The 23074-nt window shown below is 43.6% G+C and carries 29 protein-coding genes, 2 tRNA genes and 1 pseudogene; 26 read left to right on the top strand and 6 right to left on the bottom strand.

Annotated elements, in window-relative coordinates; genetic code table 11:
* The first annotated feature begins 102 nt into the window (after nucleotides 1-102).
* Entirely contained in the window at nucleotides 103-1197 is a 1095-nt protein-coding gene (locus E0E47_RS00265) for a TlpA disulfide reductase family protein (RefSeq protein ID WP_130892529.1), read from the top strand.
* A 113-nt stretch (nucleotides 1198-1310) separates the two neighbouring features.
* On the opposite strand, the gene E0E47_RS00260 is transcribed toward E0E47_RS00265, so the two are convergent.
* The gene (locus E0E47_RS00260; RefSeq protein WP_130892528.1) at nucleotides 1311-2873 is read right to left on the bottom strand and encodes a transporter; all 1563 of its coding nucleotides are present in this window, start codon (nucleotides 2871-2873) and stop codon (nucleotides 1311-1313) included.
* A 371-nt stretch (nucleotides 2874-3244) separates the two neighbouring features.
* On the opposite strand from E0E47_RS00260, the gene tpx reads away from it, so the two are divergent.
* The 6 genes from tpx to E0E47_RS00230 all read left to right on the top strand — a co-directional run bounded on the left by tpx (nucleotide 3245) and on the right by E0E47_RS00230 (nucleotide 9049).
* Nucleotides 3245-3886, top strand: a complete 642-nt coding sequence (tpx, locus tag E0E47_RS00255) for a thiol peroxidase (protein WP_008626070.1) — start codon at nucleotides 3245-3247, stop codon at nucleotides 3884-3886.
* Between the two features lie 147 nt (nucleotides 3887-4033).
* Nucleotides 4034-5389, top strand: a complete 1356-nt coding sequence (ffh, locus tag E0E47_RS00250; protein WP_130892527.1) for a signal recognition particle protein — start codon at nucleotides 4034-4036, stop codon at nucleotides 5387-5389.
* Nucleotides 5390-5407: 18 nt separating this feature from the next.
* Complete coding sequence (locus E0E47_RS00245) at nucleotides 5408-6517, top strand: TlpA disulfide reductase family protein (RefSeq protein ID WP_130892526.1); 1110 nt, start codon at nucleotides 5408-5410, stop codon at nucleotides 6515-6517.
* Between the two features lie 13 nt (nucleotides 6518-6530).
* Nucleotides 6531-7409, top strand: coding sequence for a bifunctional methylenetetrahydrofolate dehydrogenase/methenyltetrahydrofolate cyclohydrolase FolD (folD, locus tag E0E47_RS00240; protein WP_130892525.1), 879 nt, complete (start codon nucleotides 6531-6533; stop codon nucleotides 7407-7409).
* Between the two features lie 202 nt (nucleotides 7410-7611).
* Nucleotides 7612-7685 (top strand) — tRNA-His (locus tag E0E47_RS00235).
* 164 nt (nucleotides 7686-7849) lie between these two features.
* Nucleotides 7850-9049 carry a phage integrase SAM-like domain-containing protein gene (locus tag E0E47_RS00230; RefSeq protein ID WP_130892524.1) on the top strand — a complete coding sequence of 400 codons (1200 nt, stop codon included), beginning with the start codon at nucleotides 7850-7852 and terminating at the stop codon, nucleotides 9047-9049.
* A gap of 40 nt (nucleotides 9050-9089) precedes the next feature.
* On the opposite strand, the gene E0E47_RS00225 is transcribed toward E0E47_RS00230, so the two are convergent.
* From E0E47_RS00225 to E0E47_RS00205, 5 genes are all read right to left on the bottom strand, one after another.
* Complete coding sequence (locus E0E47_RS00225; protein ID WP_130892523.1) at nucleotides 9090-9665, bottom strand: ORF6N domain-containing protein; 576 nt, start codon at nucleotides 9663-9665, stop codon at nucleotides 9090-9092.
* A gap of 44 nt (nucleotides 9666-9709) precedes the next feature.
* Nucleotides 9710-10225: a hypothetical protein gene (locus E0E47_RS00220; RefSeq protein ID WP_130892522.1), complete on the bottom strand. Its 516-nt coding sequence runs from the start codon at nucleotides 10223-10225 to the stop codon at nucleotides 9710-9712.
* A 95-nt stretch (nucleotides 10226-10320) separates the two neighbouring features.
* Nucleotides 10321-10665: a type II toxin-antitoxin system HicB family antitoxin gene (locus E0E47_RS00215; protein ID WP_130892521.1), complete on the bottom strand. Its 345-nt coding sequence runs from the start codon at nucleotides 10663-10665 to the stop codon at nucleotides 10321-10323.
* The gene (locus E0E47_RS00210) at nucleotides 10662-10913 is read right to left on the bottom strand and encodes a type II toxin-antitoxin system HicA family toxin (protein WP_130892520.1); all 252 of its coding nucleotides are present in this window, start codon (nucleotides 10911-10913) and stop codon (nucleotides 10662-10664) included. Before E0E47_RS00210 ends, E0E47_RS00215 begins: the two co-directional genes overlap by 4 nt.
* A gap of 52 nt (nucleotides 10914-10965) precedes the next feature.
* Nucleotides 10966-11256, bottom strand: coding sequence for a helix-turn-helix domain-containing protein (locus tag E0E47_RS00205; protein ID WP_130892519.1), 291 nt, complete (start codon nucleotides 11254-11256; stop codon nucleotides 10966-10968).
* A gap of 189 nt (nucleotides 11257-11445) precedes the next feature.
* Between E0E47_RS00205 and E0E47_RS00200 the strand changes: the two genes are divergently transcribed.
* The 19 genes and pseudogenes from E0E47_RS00200 (at nucleotide 11446) to E0E47_RS00115 (ending at nucleotide 23073) form a co-directional block, all read left to right on the top strand.
* Nucleotides 11446-11778, top strand: a complete 333-nt coding sequence (locus E0E47_RS00200; RefSeq protein ID WP_130892518.1) for an SH3 beta-barrel fold-containing protein — start codon at nucleotides 11446-11448, stop codon at nucleotides 11776-11778.
* Nucleotides 11779-11987: 209 nt separating this feature from the next.
* Nucleotides 11988-12060, top strand: a tRNA-Val gene (locus tag E0E47_RS00195).
* A 24-nt stretch (nucleotides 12061-12084) separates the two neighbouring features.
* On the top strand, nucleotides 12085-12444 hold the full coding sequence (locus tag E0E47_RS00190; protein ID WP_130892517.1) for an ASCH domain-containing protein: 360 nt from the start codon (nucleotides 12085-12087) through the stop codon (nucleotides 12442-12444).
* A 180-nt stretch (nucleotides 12445-12624) separates the two neighbouring features.
* Nucleotides 12625-13299: a phosphoadenosine phosphosulfate reductase domain-containing protein gene (locus E0E47_RS00185; protein WP_130892516.1), complete on the top strand. Its 675-nt coding sequence runs from the start codon at nucleotides 12625-12627 to the stop codon at nucleotides 13297-13299.
* A 224-nt stretch (nucleotides 13300-13523) separates the two neighbouring features.
* Nucleotides 13524-14264 carry a ParB N-terminal domain-containing protein gene (locus E0E47_RS00180; protein ID WP_130892515.1) on the top strand — a complete coding sequence of 247 codons (741 nt, stop codon included), beginning with the start codon at nucleotides 13524-13526 and terminating at the stop codon, nucleotides 14262-14264.
* A complete protein-coding gene (locus E0E47_RS00175; protein WP_130892514.1) occupies nucleotides 14264-14776 on the top strand; it encodes a hypothetical protein in 513 nt (170 codons plus the stop codon). Before E0E47_RS00180 ends, E0E47_RS00175 begins: the two co-directional genes overlap by 1 nt.
* Nucleotides 14766-16046 (top strand): PBSX family phage terminase large subunit, encoded by a 1281-nt coding sequence (locus tag E0E47_RS00170; protein WP_232038270.1) that lies wholly within the window; start codon nucleotides 14766-14768, stop codon nucleotides 16044-16046. The genes E0E47_RS00175 and E0E47_RS00170 overlap by 11 nt, the downstream gene beginning before the upstream one ends.
* Nucleotides 16047-16058: 12 nt before the next feature.
* Nucleotides 16059-17576: a phage portal protein gene (locus E0E47_RS00165; RefSeq protein ID WP_130892513.1), complete on the top strand. Its 1518-nt coding sequence runs from the start codon at nucleotides 16059-16061 to the stop codon at nucleotides 17574-17576.
* A 217-nt stretch (nucleotides 17577-17793) separates the two neighbouring features.
* Nucleotides 17794-18417 carry a hypothetical protein gene (locus E0E47_RS00160; protein ID WP_130892512.1) on the top strand — a complete coding sequence of 208 codons (624 nt, stop codon included), beginning with the start codon at nucleotides 17794-17796 and terminating at the stop codon, nucleotides 18415-18417.
* A gap of 3 nt (nucleotides 18418-18420) precedes the next feature.
* Nucleotides 18421-19017 carry a head fiber protein gene (locus E0E47_RS00155; protein ID WP_130892511.1) on the top strand — a complete coding sequence of 199 codons (597 nt, stop codon included), beginning with the start codon at nucleotides 18421-18423 and terminating at the stop codon, nucleotides 19015-19017.
* A 15-nt stretch (nucleotides 19018-19032) separates the two neighbouring features.
* Nucleotides 19033-20139, top strand: coding sequence for a Z-ring associated ZapG family protein (locus tag E0E47_RS17180; protein ID WP_172604612.1), 1107 nt, complete (start codon nucleotides 19033-19035; stop codon nucleotides 20137-20139).
* On the top strand, nucleotides 20139-20468 hold the full coding sequence (locus tag E0E47_RS00145; RefSeq protein ID WP_130892510.1) for a DUF6706 family protein: 330 nt from the start codon (nucleotides 20139-20141) through the stop codon (nucleotides 20466-20468). The genes E0E47_RS17180 and E0E47_RS00145 overlap by 1 nt, the downstream gene beginning before the upstream one ends.
* A gap of 1 nt (nucleotide 20469) precedes the next feature.
* Nucleotides 20470-20808 carry a hypothetical protein gene (locus E0E47_RS00140; protein ID WP_130892509.1) on the top strand — a complete coding sequence of 113 codons (339 nt, stop codon included), beginning with the start codon at nucleotides 20470-20472 and terminating at the stop codon, nucleotides 20806-20808.
* Nucleotides 20805-21203, top strand: coding sequence for a hypothetical protein (locus E0E47_RS00135; RefSeq protein WP_232038509.1), 399 nt, complete (start codon nucleotides 20805-20807; stop codon nucleotides 21201-21203). The genes E0E47_RS00140 and E0E47_RS00135 overlap by 4 nt, the downstream gene beginning before the upstream one ends.
* Before the next feature lies 1 nt (nucleotide 21204).
* Nucleotides 21205-21741, top strand: coding sequence for a hypothetical protein (locus E0E47_RS00130; RefSeq protein WP_130892507.1), 537 nt, complete (start codon nucleotides 21205-21207; stop codon nucleotides 21739-21741).
* 15 nt (nucleotides 21742-21756) lie between these two features.
* Nucleotides 21757-21969, top strand: a pseudogene (locus tag E0E47_RS17860) (hypothetical protein); the annotation flags it as partial.
* Between the two features lie 63 nt (nucleotides 21970-22032).
* Entirely contained in the window at nucleotides 22033-22413 is a 381-nt protein-coding gene (locus E0E47_RS00120) for a hypothetical protein (RefSeq protein ID WP_130892506.1), read from the top strand.
* A 38-nt stretch (nucleotides 22414-22451) separates the two neighbouring features.
* Complete coding sequence (locus tag E0E47_RS17175; RefSeq protein WP_172604611.1) at nucleotides 22452-22613, top strand: hypothetical protein; 162 nt, start codon at nucleotides 22452-22454, stop codon at nucleotides 22611-22613.
* A complete protein-coding gene (locus E0E47_RS00115) occupies nucleotides 22597-23073 on the top strand; it encodes a hypothetical protein (RefSeq protein ID WP_130892505.1) in 477 nt (158 codons plus the stop codon). The genes E0E47_RS17175 and E0E47_RS00115 overlap by 17 nt, the downstream gene beginning before the upstream one ends.
* Nucleotide 23074: the final 1 nt, after the last annotated feature.

The raw sequence follows: 23074 nt of genomic DNA, 5'->3' as shown, positions 1-23074 counted from the left end.
GACGGGAGAGAACAAAAAGAACCTATAAAAAAAGTTTATCAGGTGGAAAAAGAAAAAAGAATTCGTACCTTTACCTATTATTTATAATTTTTTACGGAAAAAATGAAAGAACAAATTTTAAGCCTATTTCTGGCCACATACTGCGGAATGGCCTTTGCACAAACGAATTATAAAGTAACATTCACCACAGACCAGACTGACATCACCAACGTGTACCTGTGCTCGAAAGAGGATGGCACCGTCCTGGATAGCGCAACCTGCCAAGACGGCAAAGCCTCATTCGACGGGAAAACCAACCTCCCCCAAATTGCAGCCATCAGCATAGACCAACAAGCCAAGAAGCCGGTAACTTTACTGATATTGGACGATACGCCGGCCACCATTGTACAAACTTCCGGCTCAACGGACATCAACGGCTCCCCATTGAACCGTAAATACTCCGAAATAAAGGAAAAGGCCAGAACGTATGACAACCAAATGAAAAAACTGCAAATAGAAGCACGGGATATCGCACAAAGCCACAATGGCAACCTGCCGGACGCTGACGCCGACCGGCTGCAACAAGCTTTTGATGAAGCCGTACAAGGGCAAGCCGAAAGCATCCGGCAAGCCTTGGAGGAAAACAAAGACAATTTGATTCCGGCCCTCCTCATCTCTGTCTACGGAGACCGGCTTGAAGACCAATACGTAGGAAATTATCTGGAAACGTACGCCTACAAAGACAACGGATGCCTCAATGAAGTAAACCAATACATGGCAGCCCTGAAACGTAAAGCCATCGGTAGCATGTTCACGGATTTTACCATGGATGACATGGAAGGCACGCCCCACAAGCTGTCCGACTACGTAGGTAAAGGGAACTATGTCTTGGTAGATTTTTGGGCCAGTTGGTGCGGCCCATGCCGTGCGGAAATGCCGAACGTAAAGAAAGCCTACGAACAATTCCACCCGAAAGGATTTGAAATCGTAGGCATCTCGTTCGATGCACAAAAAGGCGCATGGGAAAAAGGCACGAAAGATTTGGGCATCACTTGGCCACAAATGTCCGACTTAAAAGCTTGGAACTGCGAGGCAGGCAAACTATACGGTATACGAGGCATCCCGGCCACCATACTTTTCGGCCCAGACGGCAAAATCGTGGCCACGGACCTGCGCGGAGAAGAACTCCAGAAAAAACTGGAAGAGATTTACCAATAACCCGCAAACAGAACGTTCCTACGTTCCCATTCACGGAAGATGGCATCTCCGGATATTCCGGAAACGCCATCTTTCGCTTTATTATCCCGCTAAATTATGCTCTTGCCCAAACCTTAAAAACTAAAGTCTATACCCAGACCAAATACTTTGTTGGTACGGGTGAAAGAGTCACTACCCTTCAACGCCCCTGTCGCCACCAAAGCGTCGGCCACAGGCTGTCCGGCCGCCATGGCCACCGTATTGCTAATGCCATTATAGTCGTTCGTCGTACGGTTGTAGTCCTTATAGAAAGTTTGGAAATAAGCCACGTTCACTTTGATATGCTTTGTGGCTTGTATGCCGAAGCCCACCCCCATAGAGTTGGAGCTGACATTAAAACTCATGTCCTTCATATAAGCATCCGTCAGTCCGTAATGCGTGTTCTGCCATCCGGCACTGAACTGCAACCTGTCGCAAATGTCGTATTCCACCCCGGCCAGGATTTCCCTTGAACCGCTTTCAAGAAGTTTTTGGGAGTCGCCTTCCTGCGAAGCCTGTTTGTCGAAATAATGATGGTAACCTGCCATCACACGCAACGATGGCAGGATTTCGTATTGCGCACCAAGGGTCAACAGTGCCGGAATGTCTTCCTTCACAGTCCGCCCGTCGCGGAACTTGTCCAACATGGCCAAGCGTTCAGCCGACTCACTGTTGGCCGCACGGTTGTCCAAACGAATTTTCGTCTTAAACTCATACTTGGCGCCAAAGTTGAACTTGCCTATTTTATAGTCCAAGCCGATAATGGGCGTAAAGCCCCACCCCGTCTGGTCGCAGTTAAGCGTCACGTCTTCTGTAGCTACCGCCAAAGTACCCATTTGTTTGGCAGCCGCACCGGCCTTTTGGGCCAATTCGGCATACTGTTGCGCCAAATCCTGATTTCCGGCAGCGGCAGCCTGTTCGGCAGCCGCCGTCAGTTGGCCGGCTTTTTCTAAATAAGAAGCCATTTGGCTTGAAAACAAAACCGGAGCACTCACCATTCCACCATCGGCCGGATTATTCACCGATATGTTCTTCACATAACCGTAGTAGTTCGTCGTGGCATACACCAAACGTCCACCCACGAAAGCCGACAGGTTGTCCGTCACCTTATAGGCCGCACCGATTTGAAACCCATAATAATATTGGCGTCCGCGCATGTAGCTGTCCATGGAATAGCTGTTGATGCCCATATCTTTCCCCAATAAAGGCAGCAACGCTGCCTGACTCTCAAAAGAGCCTAAACCGTCCTCGAAGGCGCACTTTCCACCTCCACCGCCAATGGCGAAATTGAAAGAATACGACCAACGGCCACGATTGTAAGCCGCCTGCAAAGAAGGAACAACCGGAGCTTTGGCATCTCCTTTGAACAGTTTGGAAGATTCTCCACGATTGCCTGCACCGTATGCAAAAGGCCCAAACACAGAAGTAACCTCACGCGTTTGGTAGGCACTTTGGAAGTTCAAGGACAGGTGTAACCCATCCGGCAAGAAAGCTACACCCGCCGGATTACTATACACCCCGTCAATGCCAATGGCACCGTCTCGCGCGGGATTGCGCAAGAACGTCACATTCTGATTCGTGTTCGTAAGTAGCCCTCCGGCAAAAGTTAAACTTGAAACCATCAAGCCAAAGGAAGCCACAAGAGTTTTTTTCTTCATACCTATGAATATTTCTAAAAATCGGGCGCAAAATTAACGATTAAAACTTATATTCACAAAGAAATCCCTTGTTTTATTCTATTCCCAATCGTTACAAATACAACAAATACAGATCAAGGATTCCATTTCACGACAACGCACCTCCGTTTAACGCCCACACAAAAAGCTTCCTTTGATTTTCCATTCTACCGGAATACCTCCAACGCTCTCCTATAATTCACACAGAATATTTGTATATCAACAAAATAAACATATATAAGCAAACTTTTTTCTACCATTTTCGCTCCCCCTTTCCTATTCCGTTTTTTATACTTATATTTGTTGTGGCCTTTCGACATACTTGCTTCGATGAGAATTAAACCTACTTAAAAATGACGGATATGAAAAAAACGCTATTTTTATGGTTGGCATTGGGAGCCACCGTGACTGCTTTTGCCCAATCCCCCAATGGCATCACCAAAACCTCGGCCGTACAAACGGGACAGACGAAAAACAAGGGAGAATCAATCATCTATAAAAGAAACACCCTACATACGACAGGAAAAATGGTAGAAACGGGACGCAAGGCACCGGACTTCCACCTGACACAGTCTGACCTGCAAGACGTAAAACTCTCCGACTTCAAAGGTAAGAAAGTCATTCTGAACGTATTCCCCAGTTTAGACACCCCCACTTGTGCCGTTTCCGTACGTGAATTCAACGAAAAGGCATCGGGACTGGAAAACACGGTCGTGCTCTGCATATCCATGGATTTGCCTTTCGCACAATCACGGTTCTGCACCACCGAAGGACTTACCCGCGTCATACCGCTTTCGGCCTTCCGAAGCCAGGATTTTACCAAAAACTACGGTTTGCAGATTGCAGACGGCCCCATGAAAGGCTTGTTGGCCCGGGCGGTGATCGTGGTGGACGAAAAAGGAATCGTACGGCACACCCAACTGGTCAAAGAGATTTCACAGGAACCGGACTATGAAGCGGCATTGGAAAGCGCCGCAACGGCAACTACGGAGTGAGGACACAGGCGCATACCCGCCTTCTGCCGCAAACTCCAAAAGGAAAAGGCTTATGGAGCAGATTTTATCCGCTGTCATCCCTCTTTTGACGGAAGTTTTTTCGTATCTTTGCCGCTTTAAGAATCATCATAAAAAAACAAACGATATATGTTCGACAATTTGAGTGAAAGACTAGAACGGTCTTTTAAAATCCTGAAAGGTGAAGGCAAAATCACCGAAATCAACGTGGCTGAAACCTTGAAAGACGTGCGCCGCGCATTGCTCGATGCCGACGTGAACTACAAGGTGGCCAAGACTTTTACCGACACGGTAAAGCAAAAGGCATTGGGGCAGAACGTGCTGACAGCCGTGAAGCCAAGCCAGTTGATGGTAAAAATCGTACACGACGAACTGGCAACCCTGATGGGAGGCGAAACGGCTGAACTGAACCTGCAAGGCCATCCGTCCGTCATCCTGATGGCGGGTCTGAACGGTGCCGGCAAAACGACCTTGTCCGGAAAACTGGCTCTGATGCTGAAAAGCAAGAAACGTAAGAATCCTTTATTGGCGGCTTGCGACATCTATCGTCCGGCGGCCATCGAACAGTTGAAAGTGTTGGGCGAACAAATCGGCATCCCCGTATATAGCGAACCGGACAACAAGGATGCCGTGCAGATTGCACAGAACGCTGTGAAAGAAGCCAAGGCCAAAGGTTACGACGTGGTCATCGTCGATACGGCCGGACGCCTGGCGGTGGACGAACAGATGATGCAGGAAATCGCCGCCATCAAGCACGGTATCACCCCCGACGAGACGCTCTTCGTGGTAGATGCCATGACCGGACAGGATGCCGTGAACACAGCCAAGGAATTCAACGACCGTCTGGACTTCGACGGCGTGGTGCTCACCAAATTGGACGGCGACACCCGGGGCGGGGCGGCCTTGTCTATCCGTACGGTAGTGAACAAGCCCATCAAATTCGTCGGCACGGGAGAGAAAATGGAAGCCATCGACCAGTTCCATCCTTCGCGTATGGCCGACCGTATCCTGGGCATGGGCGACATCGTGTCGCTCGTGGAAAAAGCCCAGGAACAATATGACGAGGAAGAAGCACGCCGCCTGCAAAAGAAAATCGCCAAGAACCAGTTCGACTTCAACGATTTCATGTCGCAAATCCAACAAATCAAGAAGATGGGTAACCTGAAAGACTTGGCCAGCATGATTCCCGGCGTGGGCAAGGCGCTCAAAGACGTGGAAATCGACGACAATGCCTTCAAGAGCATCGAAGCCATCATCCAGAGCATGACTCCGCGTGAACGTACCAATCCGGAAATCCTGAACACCAGCCGCCGCCAACGCATCGCGAAAGGTTCGGGCACCAACATACAGGAAGTGAACCGCCTCATCAAACAGTTCGACCAGACGCGCAAAATGATGAAAATGGTGACGGGCAGCAAAATGGGCAAGATGATGGCCAACATGCCCAAGATTCCGGGTATGCCTAAAATGCCTAAACTGAAATAAAAAACAATCCGCACAATCATGAGTGAAAGGATGAATAAATATTGCGCCGCATTTCTCTTACTGCTTTCTGGTGGGGGAAATGCGGCGCAAGCGCAAACCGCCTACAGCGTCTCCGGACGTATCGAGGACCCGTCCATGGAAGGACGGAAGATATATCTGAGCATATATGACCATGACAACAGGGACATAGACTCCGCCACCGTACACAACCAAAGTTTCCGCATGAAAGGAGTGGCCGACGCGCCATACTTCGTCCGTTTGGAACCATCCGACAGGAAAAGCTATGCCAATTTCGTCCTCGAAGACTCCGTGGTCATCGACTATCAGGCGCACAAACCTTCCAGTGGCGGCAAGCTCACGCAAAAGTACCTTTCGTTTTTACAAGAAATGGATTCGCTTAGATCCGCCACGGACTCGTGGAGAAAAAACTATAAGGCGCAACATCCCGATGCGACCGAAGCACAGTACACCCAAGACTTTTACAAGAGATATTTCCACTTCTACGAAAAATGGATCGGGCAGGAAGGCACCAACGGAGTGGGCGAATACGTTTGGCGGGATGCCTACATCCATTTTTACCATACAGGACAAATGGAACTCTTACGGATGCTCCGTGCGTCGCTCAGCCCTTACCTCGCTTCCCTGAAATTCACCCGAACTGCCGTGGACGAGAAACTTGCCAAATGGGAAAGCACGTCACCCGGAAAACCGTTCATCGACATCGAAGGCATCACGATGGACGGCAATCCGACACGCCTCTCCCAATACATAGGAAAAGGCCGTTTTGTTTTGGTCGATTTCTGGGCCAGTTGGTGCGGGCCATGCCGGAAAGAATCAAAAGAGTTTCTAAAACCGTTATGGGAAAAATACAAGGACGGGAACACTCTGACCATCGTGGGGATAGCCGTCAGAGACGAACTGGAAAAAACGAAAAAAGCCTTGGTGGAGGAAAATTACTCGTGGCCGCAAATCCTTGATGCGGGTACAAGCCCATTGGAACAATACGCCATCACGGGAATCCCCCACATCATGCTGCTCGCACCGGACGGAACCATTCTGGCCCGAAACCTGAGAGGCATGCAAATTGAAAAAACAATCCAAGAACATATCAACAAGAACACGCAATAAAAGGAGGTTAAAAATGACATTGATTGACGGAAAGGCCACCGCCGCACAAATCAAGGCGGAAATTGCCGAAGAGGTAAAACAAATCGTAGAAAGCGGAGGAAAACGCCCGCATTTGGCTGCCATCCTCGTGGGACATGACGGAGGCAGCGAGACTTACGTGCGCAACAAGGTTTTGGCTTGCGAAGCCTGCGGTTTTAAATCGACCCTGCTCCGCTTCGAGGATACTATCAGCGAAGAGGAACTTCTGGCCGAAGTGGACAAGCTCAACAAAGACGAGGACGTGGACGGATTCATCGTGCAACTGCCCCTCCCCCGCCATATCTCCGAACAGAAAGTCATCGAATCCATCGACTTCCGCAAGGATGTGGACGGTTTCCATCCCATCAACGTGGGAAGAATGGCTATCGGGCTTCCTTGTTACATCTCAGCCACCCCGAAAGGCATCCTGGAACTGCTCCGGCGTTACCATGTCGAGACGAGCGGCAAGAAATGTGTCATCCTGGGCCGCAGCAACATCGTAGGCAAACCTATGGCACAGCTCATGATGCAAAAGCAGTATGGCGATGCCACGGTGACAGTATGCCACAGCCGGAGCCGCGACTTGAAGAAAGAATGCCGCGAGGCGGACATTATCATAGCCGCTATCGGCCAGCCCGATTTCGTCACGGCCGACATGGTGAAAGAGGGAGCCACGGTCATCGACGTGGGCACGACACGCGTCCCCGACGCTACGAAGAAAAGCGGATTCCGCCTCAATGGCGATGTGAAATTCGATGAAGTAGCTCCCAAATGTGCTTACATCACCCCCGTACCCGGCGGAGTCGGCCCGATGACCATCTGCATGCTGATGAAAAATACACTGTCGGCGGGCAAAAAGGAGTTCTATCGTTAACAGGGTATTGAACAGACATAAGGTGTACCGCCTGCTTGACGGTACACCTTATTATATATAAGCCTTCGCGGACTTCAAGGCTGTGGCTCAAAAAAGTTTTAGTAAAAATCCGACGAAACATTTGCAGTTTCAAATAAAATGCGTACCTTTGCATCGCTTTAGGAAAGGAACATGATACTTTTCATACAAGCACACCAAAATGGTGACTATAGTTCAGTCGGTTAGAGCGTCAGATTGTGGTTCTGAATGTCGTGGGTTCGAATCCCACTAGTCACCCAAAGAAAAGAGGATTTTCAGCAATGAAATTCCTCTTTTTTCGCTGTATATAAAGGAATTGCACAGATGGAGACGAAAATATGTCATGAATAACATTGTTACAAGTAGACTTTAAGACTTACAAGTAACATGAATTTGTTTACCCATTGTTTATCCTAAAAGTTATGGCTACATTTAAAGCAACAATAAAGAAAGACAAGCAACGTTCCGATAAAACTTGGAACGTGCTAATAAGATTCACACATGAACGTAAGGTGCGATACGTCTCCACAACGATGTATGTCACCAAGAAAGACCTGACCGCGTCTTTTAAAATCAAAAACCAACAAGTGATAGACAAATGCGATGATTTGATTCGGATTTATCGGGACAAGGTTAACAAACTGAATCTTGAAATCAACTCCATGGACATTGATTCGGTCATAGATTACCTGAAATCAAAAGATGATAAAAGCGGCATAGATTTTATCGCCTTTTCTCGGAAATGGTGTGCGGCGCATACCGAAATAAAGGGAATAAGGAATTACCTTACAGCCCTAAATTCACTTTGCATGTTTTTTGGAAGAGAAACTATACTATGCAGTGAGATAACCGTCCAAAAGTTGAAAGAGTACGAGGAATATCTTTCAGACAAGAAACGTGCACAATCCTTATACCCATCTGCCATTCTCCGGCTGTTTATGGAAGCAAGGAATTATTATAACGATGAGGACAATGACATTATCCGCATAAAACAAAACCTGTCGAAGTATAAACCCAAACAGCAAAATGTGGCTGAAAAGAGGGCTTTGTCCGTAGAAGAAATCAGAAATGTATTCAATATTCCTTATACCGGCATCAAAGTAAGGGGAATGGACAATAGAAGGGATTTGGCGAAGGATTGCTTCATGCTTTCTTTTTGCCTGATGGGCATGAACTCCGCCGACCTGTATAATGCCACAGAATATGACGGGGAGTATATCACTTACTATCGTACCAAGACAAAAGACCGGAGAAATGATAATGCAAAAATGGTTGTCAAGGTACATCCTATAATAAAGCCTTTGATAGAGAAATATCGTGGTAAGGAACGTGTGTTTAACTTCTATGAGAGATTTTCTTCGATGGGTGACTTGAACCGCTCCATAAACATAGGACTTAAAGGAATTGGTAGGGAATTGGGTATAGACAATCTCCAATTCTATTCTGCGAGGCATTCCATGGCCACAATCGCTATTAATAAAGTAGGAATAAACAAATATATTGTCAACGACATGCTTTGTCATGTGGATTCGTCAATGAGGATAACCGACCTGTATATACAAAAGGATTTCGCTCCCGTCAATGATGCTAATTTCAAGCTAATTAAATATATGTTTGGATAAGATGCTTAAAGCCGGAGGTATAGTTCTCCGGCTTTTTCTGTTATTTGTTTTTAATAAACCCTATCGGGGTACGCGGCTTTTCCTGCAATCTCTTTTGGGTTTGCAATTCAGCCAACGTTTGATTTATGAGTTCCAATTGCATACGGGTGTCCTCGTTGATGTCGTTTTGGTCGGCAAAGACTTCCTCTATGTATTTTTCTATATTTTCAATCCGCTGCTCCAGTTCTGACGCTTGGAATGGTTTAGGGAGCGCAGCCATTTGACGGATGGCTACAAAAGCCCTCATTATCCCGATGTTCACTTCAATGGCTATGTCGCTGTTCAGGATTCCAGAAAGCATGGCAAGCCCTTGCTCCGTAAAAGCATAAGGAAGTTTTCTCGTACCTCCCCAACTTGATGTTCCATTTTGGAATATCAAGTTTTGTTTGAGCATGGAAAATTCCTCATTGGTAAGTTGGAACATAAAATCAGGTGGAAATCTTTTCATATTCCGCTTGACAGCTTTGTTCAGGTTTCCGGTCGCAACTTGGTAAAGTTCTGCCAAATCTTTATCCAACATTACTTTTTGGCCCCTTATATCGTATATTTTACTTTGGATTAATTCAAGTTGGTTCATCTTTTTTCGTAATTAAGCCCCGAACCGGAAGAACGGGGCTGAAATTATTTGTAATATATAACTTTGTAATCATTAAGTTCACTTAGGCTATCTGTATCATATACAATCATTTTCCCCTTCACCAAAAGTATAACTTCATTGTCCATCAACTTAGAAATTAAGCCTTTTGCCATATCCTTTTCTTCTTCTGTAACATCCTTCCCCCATACTCCATTAGAAGAAGTATCAAATTTTACCTCATCTTTTGAATACCATTTATACCCCTCAATAGAATTTGCCTTGCAGAATAATTTACTACCCTCAATAGTGTCTACTGTCATTTCTGCTCCATCCGAGATACGAATAACCTTATCTTTAGGCTTAATTTTTGTGAACTGTTCATCATTTATTTCATTCATCGACCTTGTTTTTTGGTGCATATTATTATGTGTTGTATGTCTATTAGACAAGAAAAACTCTGTCAATTTTCTCACATCATTTGTCATTCCCCACATCTTAAAAAATAAAATGATTTGAAGGATGCCGAACACAATTATAATAATAGATAAAAACTCAATCATAGCTTTACTTTATTGATTAAACATTCGGATTCAACTTTATCTCTTTCCCTCAATTAATGGAGTGTATAACTCCATTTTTGGGGCTTAATAAGTTGTTATAACATAGTTGCAATTTGATTTTCTATAGCCTTTTTTATGAAAGCATTTATTGATATTCCTGCTTGCTGGGCAAGAATGGCGATTTTATTATGTACCTCAGGGGAAATCCGTATATTTAAAGAACCGGAATAACTTTTGCGGGGTGTTATTCCAGCTTCTTTGCAATATGCAATATAATCATCTACCGCCCCTTTAAAATCCTCTTTTAAATCAGAGACGGTTTCTCCCTCATACGAAATCACTGTATCCTTTGGCAAGTCAAGAACTTTACCGAACAGGCAGTTATCTTCATCGCTAATCTCGATGCTTCCCACATAACCTTTATAATTCAATGTCTTCATATCAGTTTGTTTTTAGTCAGAAATTCAAATACTTGTTTCATCACATAGCCTTTTACAATGCTTCCAGGGTGTGGTTTATGTGCCGTGTACGAACTTCCCCCTTTCGCGAAAATGACACGTGACCCGCTTGTTTTTCCTTTGTTGCTTATCTCGTATCCGAAAATGGAGAACAATCGTACAAGCTCATCCCAACTAAAATCCTTGGGTTGGCTCTTAAATCGTTCTATTAATTTCTCTTTCGTACCCATAATTGAATGGTTTGCGCAAATGTAACTAATCTACAGTTGCAAAACAAGGGAATCATTGTTTTTCTTTGATTTTAGATACTATTTTCTCCAGTTCCGCTATTGTTGTGGCTTTGTAGTAATCTTCTTTGTGCTGGATGAGGGCGGTAAGTTCTTCGTTTGTTCCTGCGCTGAATAATTCAGTGATGGGGACGTTGAGGGCGGTGGCGATTTTCGTAAGAGTTTGCAAATTTGGATTTGCACCTTCTTTTATTGATTGCGATAATGCCCCCTCACTGATGCCAATTTTCGCCGCAAGTTCTTTTGCAGTCATTCCTTTTTGTTTTAATACTTCTTTTACTCTCATAATTTAGTTATGATTAAATATCCGCTTTGTGCAAAGGTAGATATTATTTTCGATAAGACGTAATTTAAATGTTAAAAATTACGGTTTAGCGAAATTTTTCTTTGTTTTGCTTGGTGTGTTATTTAGAAATAACTAAATTTGCAATATCAAAATTTAGAAGAAACGAAAGAATAACTAAACAATAGCGATATGAGTACACAGAAAAGAAATCAGTTAAGCGAGATTATGAACCTTGCTTGGCAAATGGTAAAAAGAAACGGTTATTCAATGAGCGAGGCGTTAAAGTGCGCATGGTGCAATATTAAATTACGTGCGTTGCTTCACAAGAAGATAGTAGAGTTCTATTTCAAGAAAACGGACGGCACGTTACGCCAAGCGTTCGGTACGCTCAAAGAAGGGTTGATTGGTGAAACAAAAGGCACAGGCAGAAAGCCGAATGAAAACCTGCAAGTGTATTGGGACACTGAAAAAGAAGAATACAGGTGTTTCAAGAAATGCAATCTGGTTAGGTTCTCGAAATAACGGCCACAATGACAAGACAATAATAGCGAGTTGGGGCTTCGGCCAACGTTTCTTGCAATGATGCCCCCACCGTCAAATGGGCGGTGGGGTTTGGATGAACGGCCGTGCAAATGCAGGGATTTTACAACAACACAGTGATTGTCACAAATAAGAATTGAATTTATGTGGCATAAAAGTGCAAATGCAGTATATTTGAATTATTATTTCATCGCGGGGTAGAGCAGAGGTCAGCTCGTCACTTTGACTTGGTGAAGGTCGTGGTTTCGATTACCACCCCCGCAACAAACTTATTTAATAGATACGATTATGAATATTTTGACACTCATCATCAAGCAGAAATATTTTGATGAAATTCTATCAGGCACGAAAACGCAAGAGTTTCGCGAAATACGCCCAAACACGCAAAAGAAATATTGTGAATTGGATGAAGAGGGCTACTGCAAAGAAGAAGATGGTATTTTGATACCAAGAAAGTATGATGCCATCCGATTCTATGTGGGTTACAGCAAAGACCGGGCAAGCGCACTTGTAGAAGTTAAAGATGCACGCATAGAACTCTTTGAGGACGAAAATCACAACTTGATAGAATACGAGTATAACGGAGAGGCTTATTTGGCAGCCCAGGTTGTTTACGACTTGGGTAAAGTGATAGATAAACATGTTTAATATTTAATTTGAAAGCTGAGTCAGAAGAAGAACAACTTTTGCAAGTTCTGGTTATCGTGGAGGACGTCAAGGATTGACAGACCCAACAACCAGAAGATTGTCGCAGGGTGGCAGATATATCACCCGTAGACAGCAGTATGGTAACATCCGTAGAGGTTTAGGCTTATCAGGTGGTTAATCATGACGCTGCAAGAGAGGACATATAAATCAATAGACAGCATCCGGCAAAAGTCTGATGTTTGTATATTGTTTTGTTCTCTTGGCAAGGATTCATTGGTCTTGTTGGATATGCTTTACCAGAAGTTCGAGCGCATTGTATGTGTGTTCATGTACTTTGTCAAGGACTTAGAGCATATCAACCGTTGGATTGGATGGGTGAAAGCCAAATATCCGAAGATAGAGTTTGTGCAAGTACCGCACTGGAATCTTACTTATATTCTTCGTAGTGGGTTATATTGTGTACCAAATCCAAAAATCAAACTGTTAAAGTTGGCTGATGTCATAAAGGCTATGCAACTCAAATACGGTATCTATTACACATTCTTGGGCATGAAGAAAGCCGATGGCATGAATCGTCGTTTGATGCTGAAAGGCTATGAGGCAAACGGCTACGAGAACAACGGTTTGTGCTATCCGTTGGCTGACTGGACACAGAAAGATATCTTGGCCTACATGAAACAGAACGGATTGCCTGAACCTGTACGGTATTCGTTGAAAGCGAGTTCAGGTGTTGGTTTTAATCTTGATTGTATGCTTTGGATGGAGAAGAATTATCCGCAGGACTTACAAAAGATCTATAAAGTGTTCCCGATGGCTGAAAGAATCCTTTGGGAGTATCATAACAAACAAAATTAAATAGGAGGAATGCAGAGTTAGAAGAAAATCTCAACAACAACTCTTGGAGCAGATGACGCGGTTGCAAAACGCAAATAAGAATAGGGCTTCTAATATGCGAAACAGAGGGCAAGACATTGTCAGTGCCTGGGAACGGTCTATGTCTGCACGGCGTTTCAGCCCATTCGATGGCAACAAAAATAAAAGTGTAGGAACAGGAAGATTTGCATTGAGCAATGGCTAATATGGAACTAAGCAAATACATAAAGAATGAATCGGTGGAACTCAATCGTTCTGCCATTCACTTTGCAGATTATAATCCCCGGAAACTTTCGGATGAATCCCGAAAGACACTGAGACGGGGTATCAAGAAATTTGGTTTGGTCGGTGGTATTGTGGTAAACAAACGAACAGGGCTAACAGTAGTAAGCGGACACCAGCGTCTAAGCGTGATGGACGAACTTCAAAAGTACCCAGAGAATGACTACCGAATCCGTGTAGATGTCATTGACGTAGATGAGAAACAGGAAAAGGAATTAAATATTCTGATGAACAACCCTAATGCGCAAGGCTCATGGGACTATGACGCTTTGGCTCGTTTAGTTCCCGATATTGATTATAAGGATGCCGGATTGACAGAAGCCGACTTGAATATGATTGGTTGTGATTTTCTTTTGCAGACTGAGGAAGAAAACTCCATTGCTGATGCTCTGGAAGATATGATGTCACCTGTAACAGAACAGAAGGAAGCCGAGAAAGCCGCCAAACAGATGGAAAGAGCCGAGAAAGTAGCCCACATGAAGGAAGTCAAGCAACAGGTAAAAGATACAGCACAAAAGCAAGCACAGAATATGGATGCTTATCTAATGCTTTCCTTTGATACATTTGAAGCAAAATCCGCCTTCTGTGAAAGGTTTGGGTATGACCCGTATGCCAAGTTTATCAAGGGTGAGGTATTCGATGAACAAGTAGAAAGAATTGAATAATGATGAATGGTGAATCTCAAAAAAGTAAACATACGGGAAGAAAACCCAAATTCGACTACAAGAGTGAGGAGTTTCTCTCTCAGGTGGAAACGTATGCCAAAAAGGGATTCACGGACAAAGAGATTGCTTTTGCGCTGGGATTATGCCCACAGACCTTCTGCGAGAAGAAGGGAGAATACTCCGAATTAGCAGAAGTATTAGCGCGCGGGCGGGCAACCGTCACGGCGGCGGTCAGGGCAAAGTTTCTTGCAATGGCATTAGGTGGTATCAAGACCAAAAGTACCGTAGTAAGAAAACTGAAAGACCAAGAAGGAAACCTGACTGGTGAAGAAGAATTACAGGTAAGTGAAAGCGAACTGGCTCCGAACCTTCAGGCGATGTCCGTTTGGTTATATCACCATGACGAAGAATGGAGAAAGGTTGAACGTCGGCAGGATGAGGACGGCAGTCTTGAGAGGGAAAACGGTATTGACATAGATAAATGGATGGAGGAAAACGAAAGTGAAAATTAAGCCACAGAAAATATATGCTCCATTGTACCACAACAAAGACAAGTTCATTATCCTTGTTACTGGAGGGCGTGGTAGTGGTAAGTCGTTCAATGTTTCTACATTCATTGAGCGATTACTTTTTGAAGTGCGCCATCCTTCCTCGGAAAAGAGAATCGTCCATCAGGTTCTATACACACGATACACAATGGTGTCGGCTCATATTTCCGTTATTCCTGAGTTTATGGAAAAGGTGGATTTGGACGGGCATTCCAAATACTTTATAAGTACCAAGACAGATGTGAAGAACCTCCGCAGTGGTGGCTATGTTATGTTCCGTGGCATCAAAACTTCTTCGGGCGTTCAGACTGCAAAGCTGAAATCCATTCACGGTATAACCACATTCGTTGTTGATGAAGCGGAGGAGTGGGTGTCAGAGAAAGAGTTTGAAACCATCATGCTTTCCATCCGTCAGAAAGGGATACAGAACCGGATTATCATTGTGATGAACCCTACAGATAATAATCACTGGGTATATAAGCGGTTTATAGAGAACACTCACAAACTGGTGGAGATTGACGGTGTGCTAGTACAGATTTCCACACATCCGAACGTGCTCCACATCCATACGACCTACTTCGACAACATCGACAACCTCTCCCCTCAATTCATCAAAGAGGTGAAGCAGATGAAGGCGGAGAATCCGGAGAAGTACGCCCACACGGTGATAGGCCGCTGGGCTGACGTGGCGGAAGGCGCGGTGTTTAAGAAATGGGGCATCGTGGATGAGTTCCCGCAATGGTGTAAAAAAGTGGCTCTTGCCTCCGATTGGGGATTTACGAATGACCCTTCAACAGGCATTAGATGTGGAATTATAGATAACAGGCTTTATGTGGATGAGCTGTTCTATGAAACAGGAATGCTGACTAATGAAATTGCACAGAAACTAAAACCGTGGGGGCTGAAAGTATATGGAGACAGTGCCGACCCCCGTTTGATACAGGAGGTGAAAAACAGAGGTGTGAACATCTATCCAGTAGATAAATATCCTGGTTCTATAGTTGCCAGTATTGACAAGACAAAAGAATATGAGTTGTTTGTTACAAAACGCTCCTATCATATTATGGAAGAGTTGCGCAATTATGTCTGGGATAAGGATAAAGACGGCCATTATATCAACGTTCCGATAGACGCTTGGAATCATTGTATAGACCCGATTAGATATTATGTTTTAGGACATATATTGGGGCGCGTATTAAAACCACGAGATAATTCAGGAATATTCGCACATTAAAAATATTGAGATATGAGGACGATAGAAGAAGTTTTAAGAATCGAAGACATAGATCAAAAGATAACCTATCTGAAGAAAGGCCGCAAAACAGAGCTTCCCGATGCGGTGAAACTCTACAACGATTGGAATCCCAACCGTCACGAGATAATCACGGATAAAGAGAAATACCCGAAGATTAAAATCACGGTCGAAAAGGAGAAGGAGGTCTATGATGAAAAGTCGGGAAAAACGACCACAATTCCAAAGAAAACAAAGGAAGTAGAGCCTAACCGTATTGCCCTACCCATTGAGCAGGACATTGTAAATATACAGACTGCTTTCACTGTGGGCACAGAGCCGAAGATGAACTGTGAACCGGAAGAAAGTGAACAAGGATTGTTTTCTGCCCTGAGAAAGGTGTTGGAAAAGAACAAAATCAAGTATCAGAACAAGCGAATCGTGCGCTCGTGGCTTTCCGAACAGGAGTGTGCCGAATATTGGTACGTGGTGAAAGATGATGGTTTTTGGGCAAAGTTGAAGCGCAAGATTGGCACCCTTTTCGGCGCGTCCGCTCCTGAATACCGTCTGAATAGCGTGATTTGGTCACCATTTAGGGGTGACAAGCTATATCCTTTCTTTGATGATAGCAATAACTTGGTGGCTTTCTCTCGCGAGTACAAGAAAAAGGATTTGGACGACGTGGAGATTACCTGTTTTATGACTATTACGGCAGATTCCGTTTACCAATGGGAGTTTATAGACGGTTGGAAATCCGTTTCTTCATTCAAACATGGATTCAAGAAGCTGCCTGTCCTGTATTGCTATCGTCCGGAAGCCTATTGTGAGAAGATTAAGACACTCCGGGTGCGGTTGGAGAAGCTGATGTCAAATTACGCAGACTGTATAGACTATCATTTCTTCCCTATCCTGATGTTGTTTGGTGACGTGCAGAACTTTTCGGGTGAGTTCAAGAACAGGGTTGTGGAATTGACCGGTGAAGGAGCTAATGCCCAATACTTGACATGGAACCAAGCAAGCGATACGGTGAAATTAGAATTGGATTCGCTCATTGAGAAGATATATTCCATGACGAACACGCCACGTATCTCCTTCGAGAACCTGAAAGGAAGCGGCAATGCCTTATCCGGCGTGGCTTTCGATTATGTTTTCCTTTCCACCCACCTGAACGTGGAGAACTTGGCAGAGGTAATCGGCGAGTTCATGCAGAGACGTGTCAATTTCCTTGTTTCCGCGCTTGGTTCCATCAATTCCAGTCTTGAAAAAGCAGCCGAAACGATAGACATCAACGTGGAAATAGAACCTTACCGCCTTGATAATGTCGATGACCGGGTTAGCACAGCCGTTAAAGCTGTTAGTGGTAACGTGTGGTCGCAGAAGCATGGTGTACTGTTCGCAGGGAATGCGGACAGACTGGATGAAGAACTTCAGCAAATCAAGGAAGAACAAGAAGAAAAGCAACGCATGGAGATTGAAAAACAAAGCAAAATATCACAGAATAAACCTCAAAATGAAAACCGTTCCGTGTCGTAGTATCGACAATGTGTTATTTCGAGAGAATATGTATATCCCTATCATGTGATAGGAATAATAATTTACTTTCAGCGCGATTCCATCCGGTTTCGCGCTTCCTTTGTATTTAATTCATGACAATCCCGCTATTGTCACGTATTATTCTTTCCTAAATTTCTTTTTTATTTTCCACATTCGTAATTTTACCATAGGTATTTATTAATCAAACTCATACTGTATGAAAGAGAAAATCTTAGTAGCACTGAAAACGAAGTATAAAACCTTTGGGTTTAGTGACAAGGCGTTTGACGGGGTGGCCGACTACTTATCTAAAACCGTAACTGAAGAAAGTCAGATAGAAACCGCCATCGACGGGGTCGAAGGGCTTTTTAAGGGTTTTCAGGGAGATGTTGATTATGTACGAAACGAAAAATCGGGTCTACAAAAGCAATTGGACGAACTGAAAAAGAAAATCGAGAATCCCAATCCTCAACCTAAACCGAAAGAAGAAAAGAAAGACGATGTACCTTCTTGGGCACAAGCTTTGATTGATTCCAACAAAACTCTTTCTGAAAAACTTGCCGGTTACGAACAGGAGCGCGCACAAGCACAGCGTAATGCGCAGGTCTCCGCCAAGGCAAAGGAGTATGGTATTCCCGAAACACTTGTACCCATGTTGAACATTCCGAACGATGCGGACTTGGATACATTTATGAAGGACGCAAAACAGACGTTTGTCAATGCAGGGCTACAAAGTGTACTCCCCGACAGTGGAGACCCGAAACCGACTGATGATATTGACTCGATAGTCGCCACAATTGACAAGGGAACAAAAGAAATTGTTGAACAAGCTAAAAATTAGTTTATGTCAGGAAAAATTAAATGGAATGAAGATATGCCACCCATTGAACATGAAGTGTGCGATGAAAGTACCATTTATCGCTTGAAAGATGGTGGTATGGACTTGGATAAATCCAATCTTCCGGCACAAGGGTGGTTGCCTGAACTTGCGCCACTCTACCGTGATAAGGTTGAGAGAAAGGCTCGTGTTTGCCTTCGTGTAAAAGTTTTGGAGAAAGCAGAAACGACAGGTGCGACAATAAAAATAAAAAAGAATAAGTTTTGCCAGTTCGTCAAAGCCGGAATGCTTTTGTCTGATGGTACGAATGTCATCACTGTCAAGAGTGTAGATACCTCTAATGAGGAATATGATGTAATTACTGCATCGGAAAATTTAACGGCGGCTATCGAGGCAGGAACAGTCCTTCCCGAAGCAAAAGGGGCAAGTGATGCAAAAGCCAAATATACAGCAAACTTCGCTTCTTTTGGTTGGCGCAAGATGGATGATGAGGATACGATAGCTTTTGTAGGTCGTGTGTTCGGCATTGAAGAAGATAACCTTTACATTCCTTTCACAGAGGAAGATAAGGTGTCTTTGGGTGACAGATTCATGTTTATTTAACGAAAGGAGGTCTAAATGTTACTAACGATTGATATGCTTCTCGGGAGTTCCCGAATTATGAAGTCGGTAATTGACCGTACCATCGTTTCCATGCTTGACATGGATAAAGTCTTTTGGAAGGACTACCTTGTATATGACAAGGCAAATCCTGATGGTACGTTTAAAACCTATATGGGAACTGTTGTCGGTGTCATTGCCGGTACGGTTATTGACCGGTATGCAAACAAGCCTTTGAGAAAGCGTCATGCGCTGTCTAAAGGTTATGGCGAAGTGGCTTGCTTGGGTGACGCGTACCAAATGGATAATACCCGTTTGGAACGTTTGCAAATTCTTATTGACGAGTTCAACGAGGCACGTTCGGCAGAAGCACGAGATATTAAGCTGAATGAAATCGTCAATTTCTTGGTTGATGATGTCCGCCAGTGCTTGTTGGCTCCGATGAAACGCTTCGACTTGATGCTGGGAAGTTTGCGCTTTACCGGCAAATGCAAGGTTGATGGCAAGGAAAACAAGAAGGGTGTTTCTATTGCGGATATTACTTTGCCTATCTATACGAAGAAAGCCACTTCAGGTGATAAGAATAATATCATCACTTGGATGAATACAGAGTTTGTAGAGAAACTCCGTACTAAAGGTTATGCGTTCGCGATTGCTGAGATGAACCGCAACACGTTCAACAAGCGTATTGCCGCTTCTACGGAGTTCTTGGGCAAATACACGATGAAATTCGGTGATATGGAGTTTAATTCGGGTAATATGGTGACTACCGAAATGGTAAACCGTTATTTGGGTGCCGTTGATATTCCGTTCCGAATCCGAATCAAGGAAGAATGGATTCAAACGTCAGAGGATGAAATGGTAAATGCCGTTCCTGACGATAAGGTTTCATTCCTCCCTGCTATTGACCCACGCAAGAAGTTGGGAACAATGAAGTGGAAACGTCCTTATGAAATGATTGACCGCATTCCGGGTAGAACTTATACCGAAGCGGAGGACGGAAAGATGTTTATTTCATCCTACCGCAACTCGGAAGGTCGTTTTATGGAATATGGAATGGAAGCGATTCCGAATATTGAGATTCCTAACAAGATGGCGATTGCCGATTTGAGTGCATTAGGATAATGAAAGTATCTGACTACATAAAGCAGACCTTCAGGGACTTTGGCGTTGCTTTGAGCGATGCCAATCTCCTTACAATCCTTTTGACCACGAAGATAAGCGGAGAGGATGATGTAAACGAAGACAATATCCAACCGATTTCGGTAGGTATGACAAAGTTTATCCCTACCCTTTTACTTCGTGGTAGTTCCAAGTCCGTATCGGAAAACGGGCACTCCAAATCGCAATCATGGGACATTCAAGGTATCAAAGATTACTATTTCCTGATGTGCAAGCGGTATGGATTGAAAGATGAACTGAATACGGACAAACCTAAAGTAATTTTCTTATAAAATGTTAGACGAAGCACCTCACATATTAGTGGTAAGGACGGTGACACCACCGGATAATGATGAGTACGGGCGACCGATATCTGGTACTGGCGGTGAATCGTGGGATGAACTGGCCGAATGCTTTTGCCATGACAATTCCCAACAGCAGGAAGTGTCGGTAAACGGCAAACTGTGGGTTTATTCCTACCATGTGGTATATGAGGGAAAGAAACTGGCATTAGACACAAAGGTAAGATGTTTGAATAAGGAAACAAAAGAGGTTGTAGGAGAAGGCAAGGTAATCAAGAATGCCGAGTGCTATTCTGAAGAACTGAAAGGACGTTGTGATATTTGGATATGATAGTGACGGGTGACATATACAAAATACTCTATGAGAAAATTCAAGAGTTTGGAATAAAAACTATTTATAACAGTTGGAATCCCATTAAATCTGAATTGAAAGAGGAATCTATCGTCATAGTAACTTCCACACCGATTGAACCAGATGTATACTGGGAAAAGGCATTTGTACATGTTAACATCTGTATTCCTGATTATCTGGAATACGTGAATATAACAAGACTCAATGAAGTAGAAAGACTGGCGGCTTCTTGGATAAAAGATACTCCAGTAGGGATATTTGACGGAACTCGTTATAGACTGTCCAAATCGTCACTCGGCATTGAAAGGGATGATGCATTGAAATGTAGTTATGTAAATTTGAAAATTTTATTTGAAATATTAAATGTAATGTGATATGGCAGGAAGAAAAGTTTCAGCAATAAAAATTAAGGACTTACGTTATATGGATGTTCTTTCCGCAGCTCCATCTTTATCAGGAGTGGCTGCACAATTCAAATCAGCTAAAAAGATAGATAACTCCCATCAGGGAACATTCACTTATGAGGAGGATGAACCAACAATCAATAGCTATAAGAATGAGTTGAATGGTAAAATTTACCGTTCTGATGTAGAACCCGGTGATAAGAGAATCAATTTTACCATTGGGCAATATGATTTTGAAACTAAATCGGAACTACAAGGCGGGTTGGCAGGAGATTCCGGAAAATCCTGGTCTAGCGGTGATGCGACAGAACAACGTTATAAAGCTGTTTTTGCTTTGACGGAGGACAACGTTTTGATTGTATTTCCAAAAGCTAATATTATCGGCCGTAATTCTTCAACGGACAATGCTATCGGTATTGCTGTATCCGCTATTCCACAAGAAATAAGCGGTGATATAAAAGACGAATATTGGTTTGATGCGGAAGAACTCGAATTATATGCCGAATGAACTACTGTTACAGTTACACCTACACCTTCCGATGCAACCATAAAATTGGACGGTGATACAGTTAAGTCAAAGCGGGTGAACGCTGGAGCTACTGTACACTATGAAGTATCGAAAGAGGGGTACACAACACAATCCGGTGATATAAAGACATTATCATCGGATGCAGGTAAAGTAGTTAATAAAGAAATAACGCTAGTTACAGCTTCTAGTCTTTCTTCCAAATTGTAATATTAAGAGGGTAAGGCTTATATATAAGAGCTTTATCCTCTTTTATATAAAAAATAAGTATACATGAATAAAGGTGCTAAAAATATAGCTAATGCCATCATAGACTTGGATTTTAAAACTGTGGTGGTAAACAATAAGGCATATACTGTCTATCCTCCAACTATAGAGAAATTATCCGGAGCAATATCTTTCTTGTCGGAAGTCCGTGATGCGGATACATTTAAAGACGTCCTTTTGACACTTGGCGATGCCGATAAGTATGCCAATGCCCTATCCTGGTTTATAACAGGAAATGAATCTTTGTATCAAGAATTGAAACAAGGTTCTTATAAAGAGGTTGTAGATGCTCTTGAAACTTGTATATCAATGATTGATATAGAGCTTTTTCAGAAAGCTGTCAGCTTGGCGAAGAACGTAGGTCTGCTGGCAGCGAAACAGAAATAGCGGGGAATAATACGTTCTTGGGGCAAATAGCTTCTTTTATGGAAAACTTGCATTTAACGTATGAAGAAGTTGTTTATAAGATTCCCTATCGCAATTTGGTTTTAATGCAAAAGGACAAGTTGCATGCGGTTTATGGTGATAAAGTTGAAACTGTTTCGGCAAGGAGCATGTTAGGAAGGAAAAATGCAGTTAAAAGGTGACATATCGGGATTGGACAAGTTGGAGCGGCAACTAGAGGAAAAGTATATAGGCCGTTTAGCGGAAGCAGGTGAAAAAGCTTGCCAGATAGCTATTACAGGAGGGTGGTATCAAAACATAACGGGCAATCTGCGCAGTTCTATCGGATATGTGATTGGTTATAACGGTAAAGTTATCAAAGAAGGCGGATTCCATAAGATAAAAGGTCGTGGAGAAAATTACCAGCATGTAGTTTTCACGACGAGATCGGGGAAGCATGTTGACTTTTGGGCCAAGGGAAAATATGGAGACGGTTCGGAAGGAAGCAGGAAAGGATTGGAGTTTGCGCGGTCTTTTATTATGGGGAAACAAGGTTATTCTTTCGTCCTTGTAGCCGGTATGGAATATGCTTCCTATGTAAATTCCAAAGGATATAACGTAATTGATACAGCAGAAATAGAGCTAAGAAAAATCGTAGGGTAAT

This window comes from Paraprevotella xylaniphila YIT 11841 (genome assembly GCF_900683745.1).
GTDB lineage: Bacteria > Bacteroidota > Bacteroidia > Bacteroidales > Bacteroidaceae > Paraprevotella > Paraprevotella xylaniphila.
This window is presented reverse-complemented; position numbering and strand designations above follow the sequence as displayed.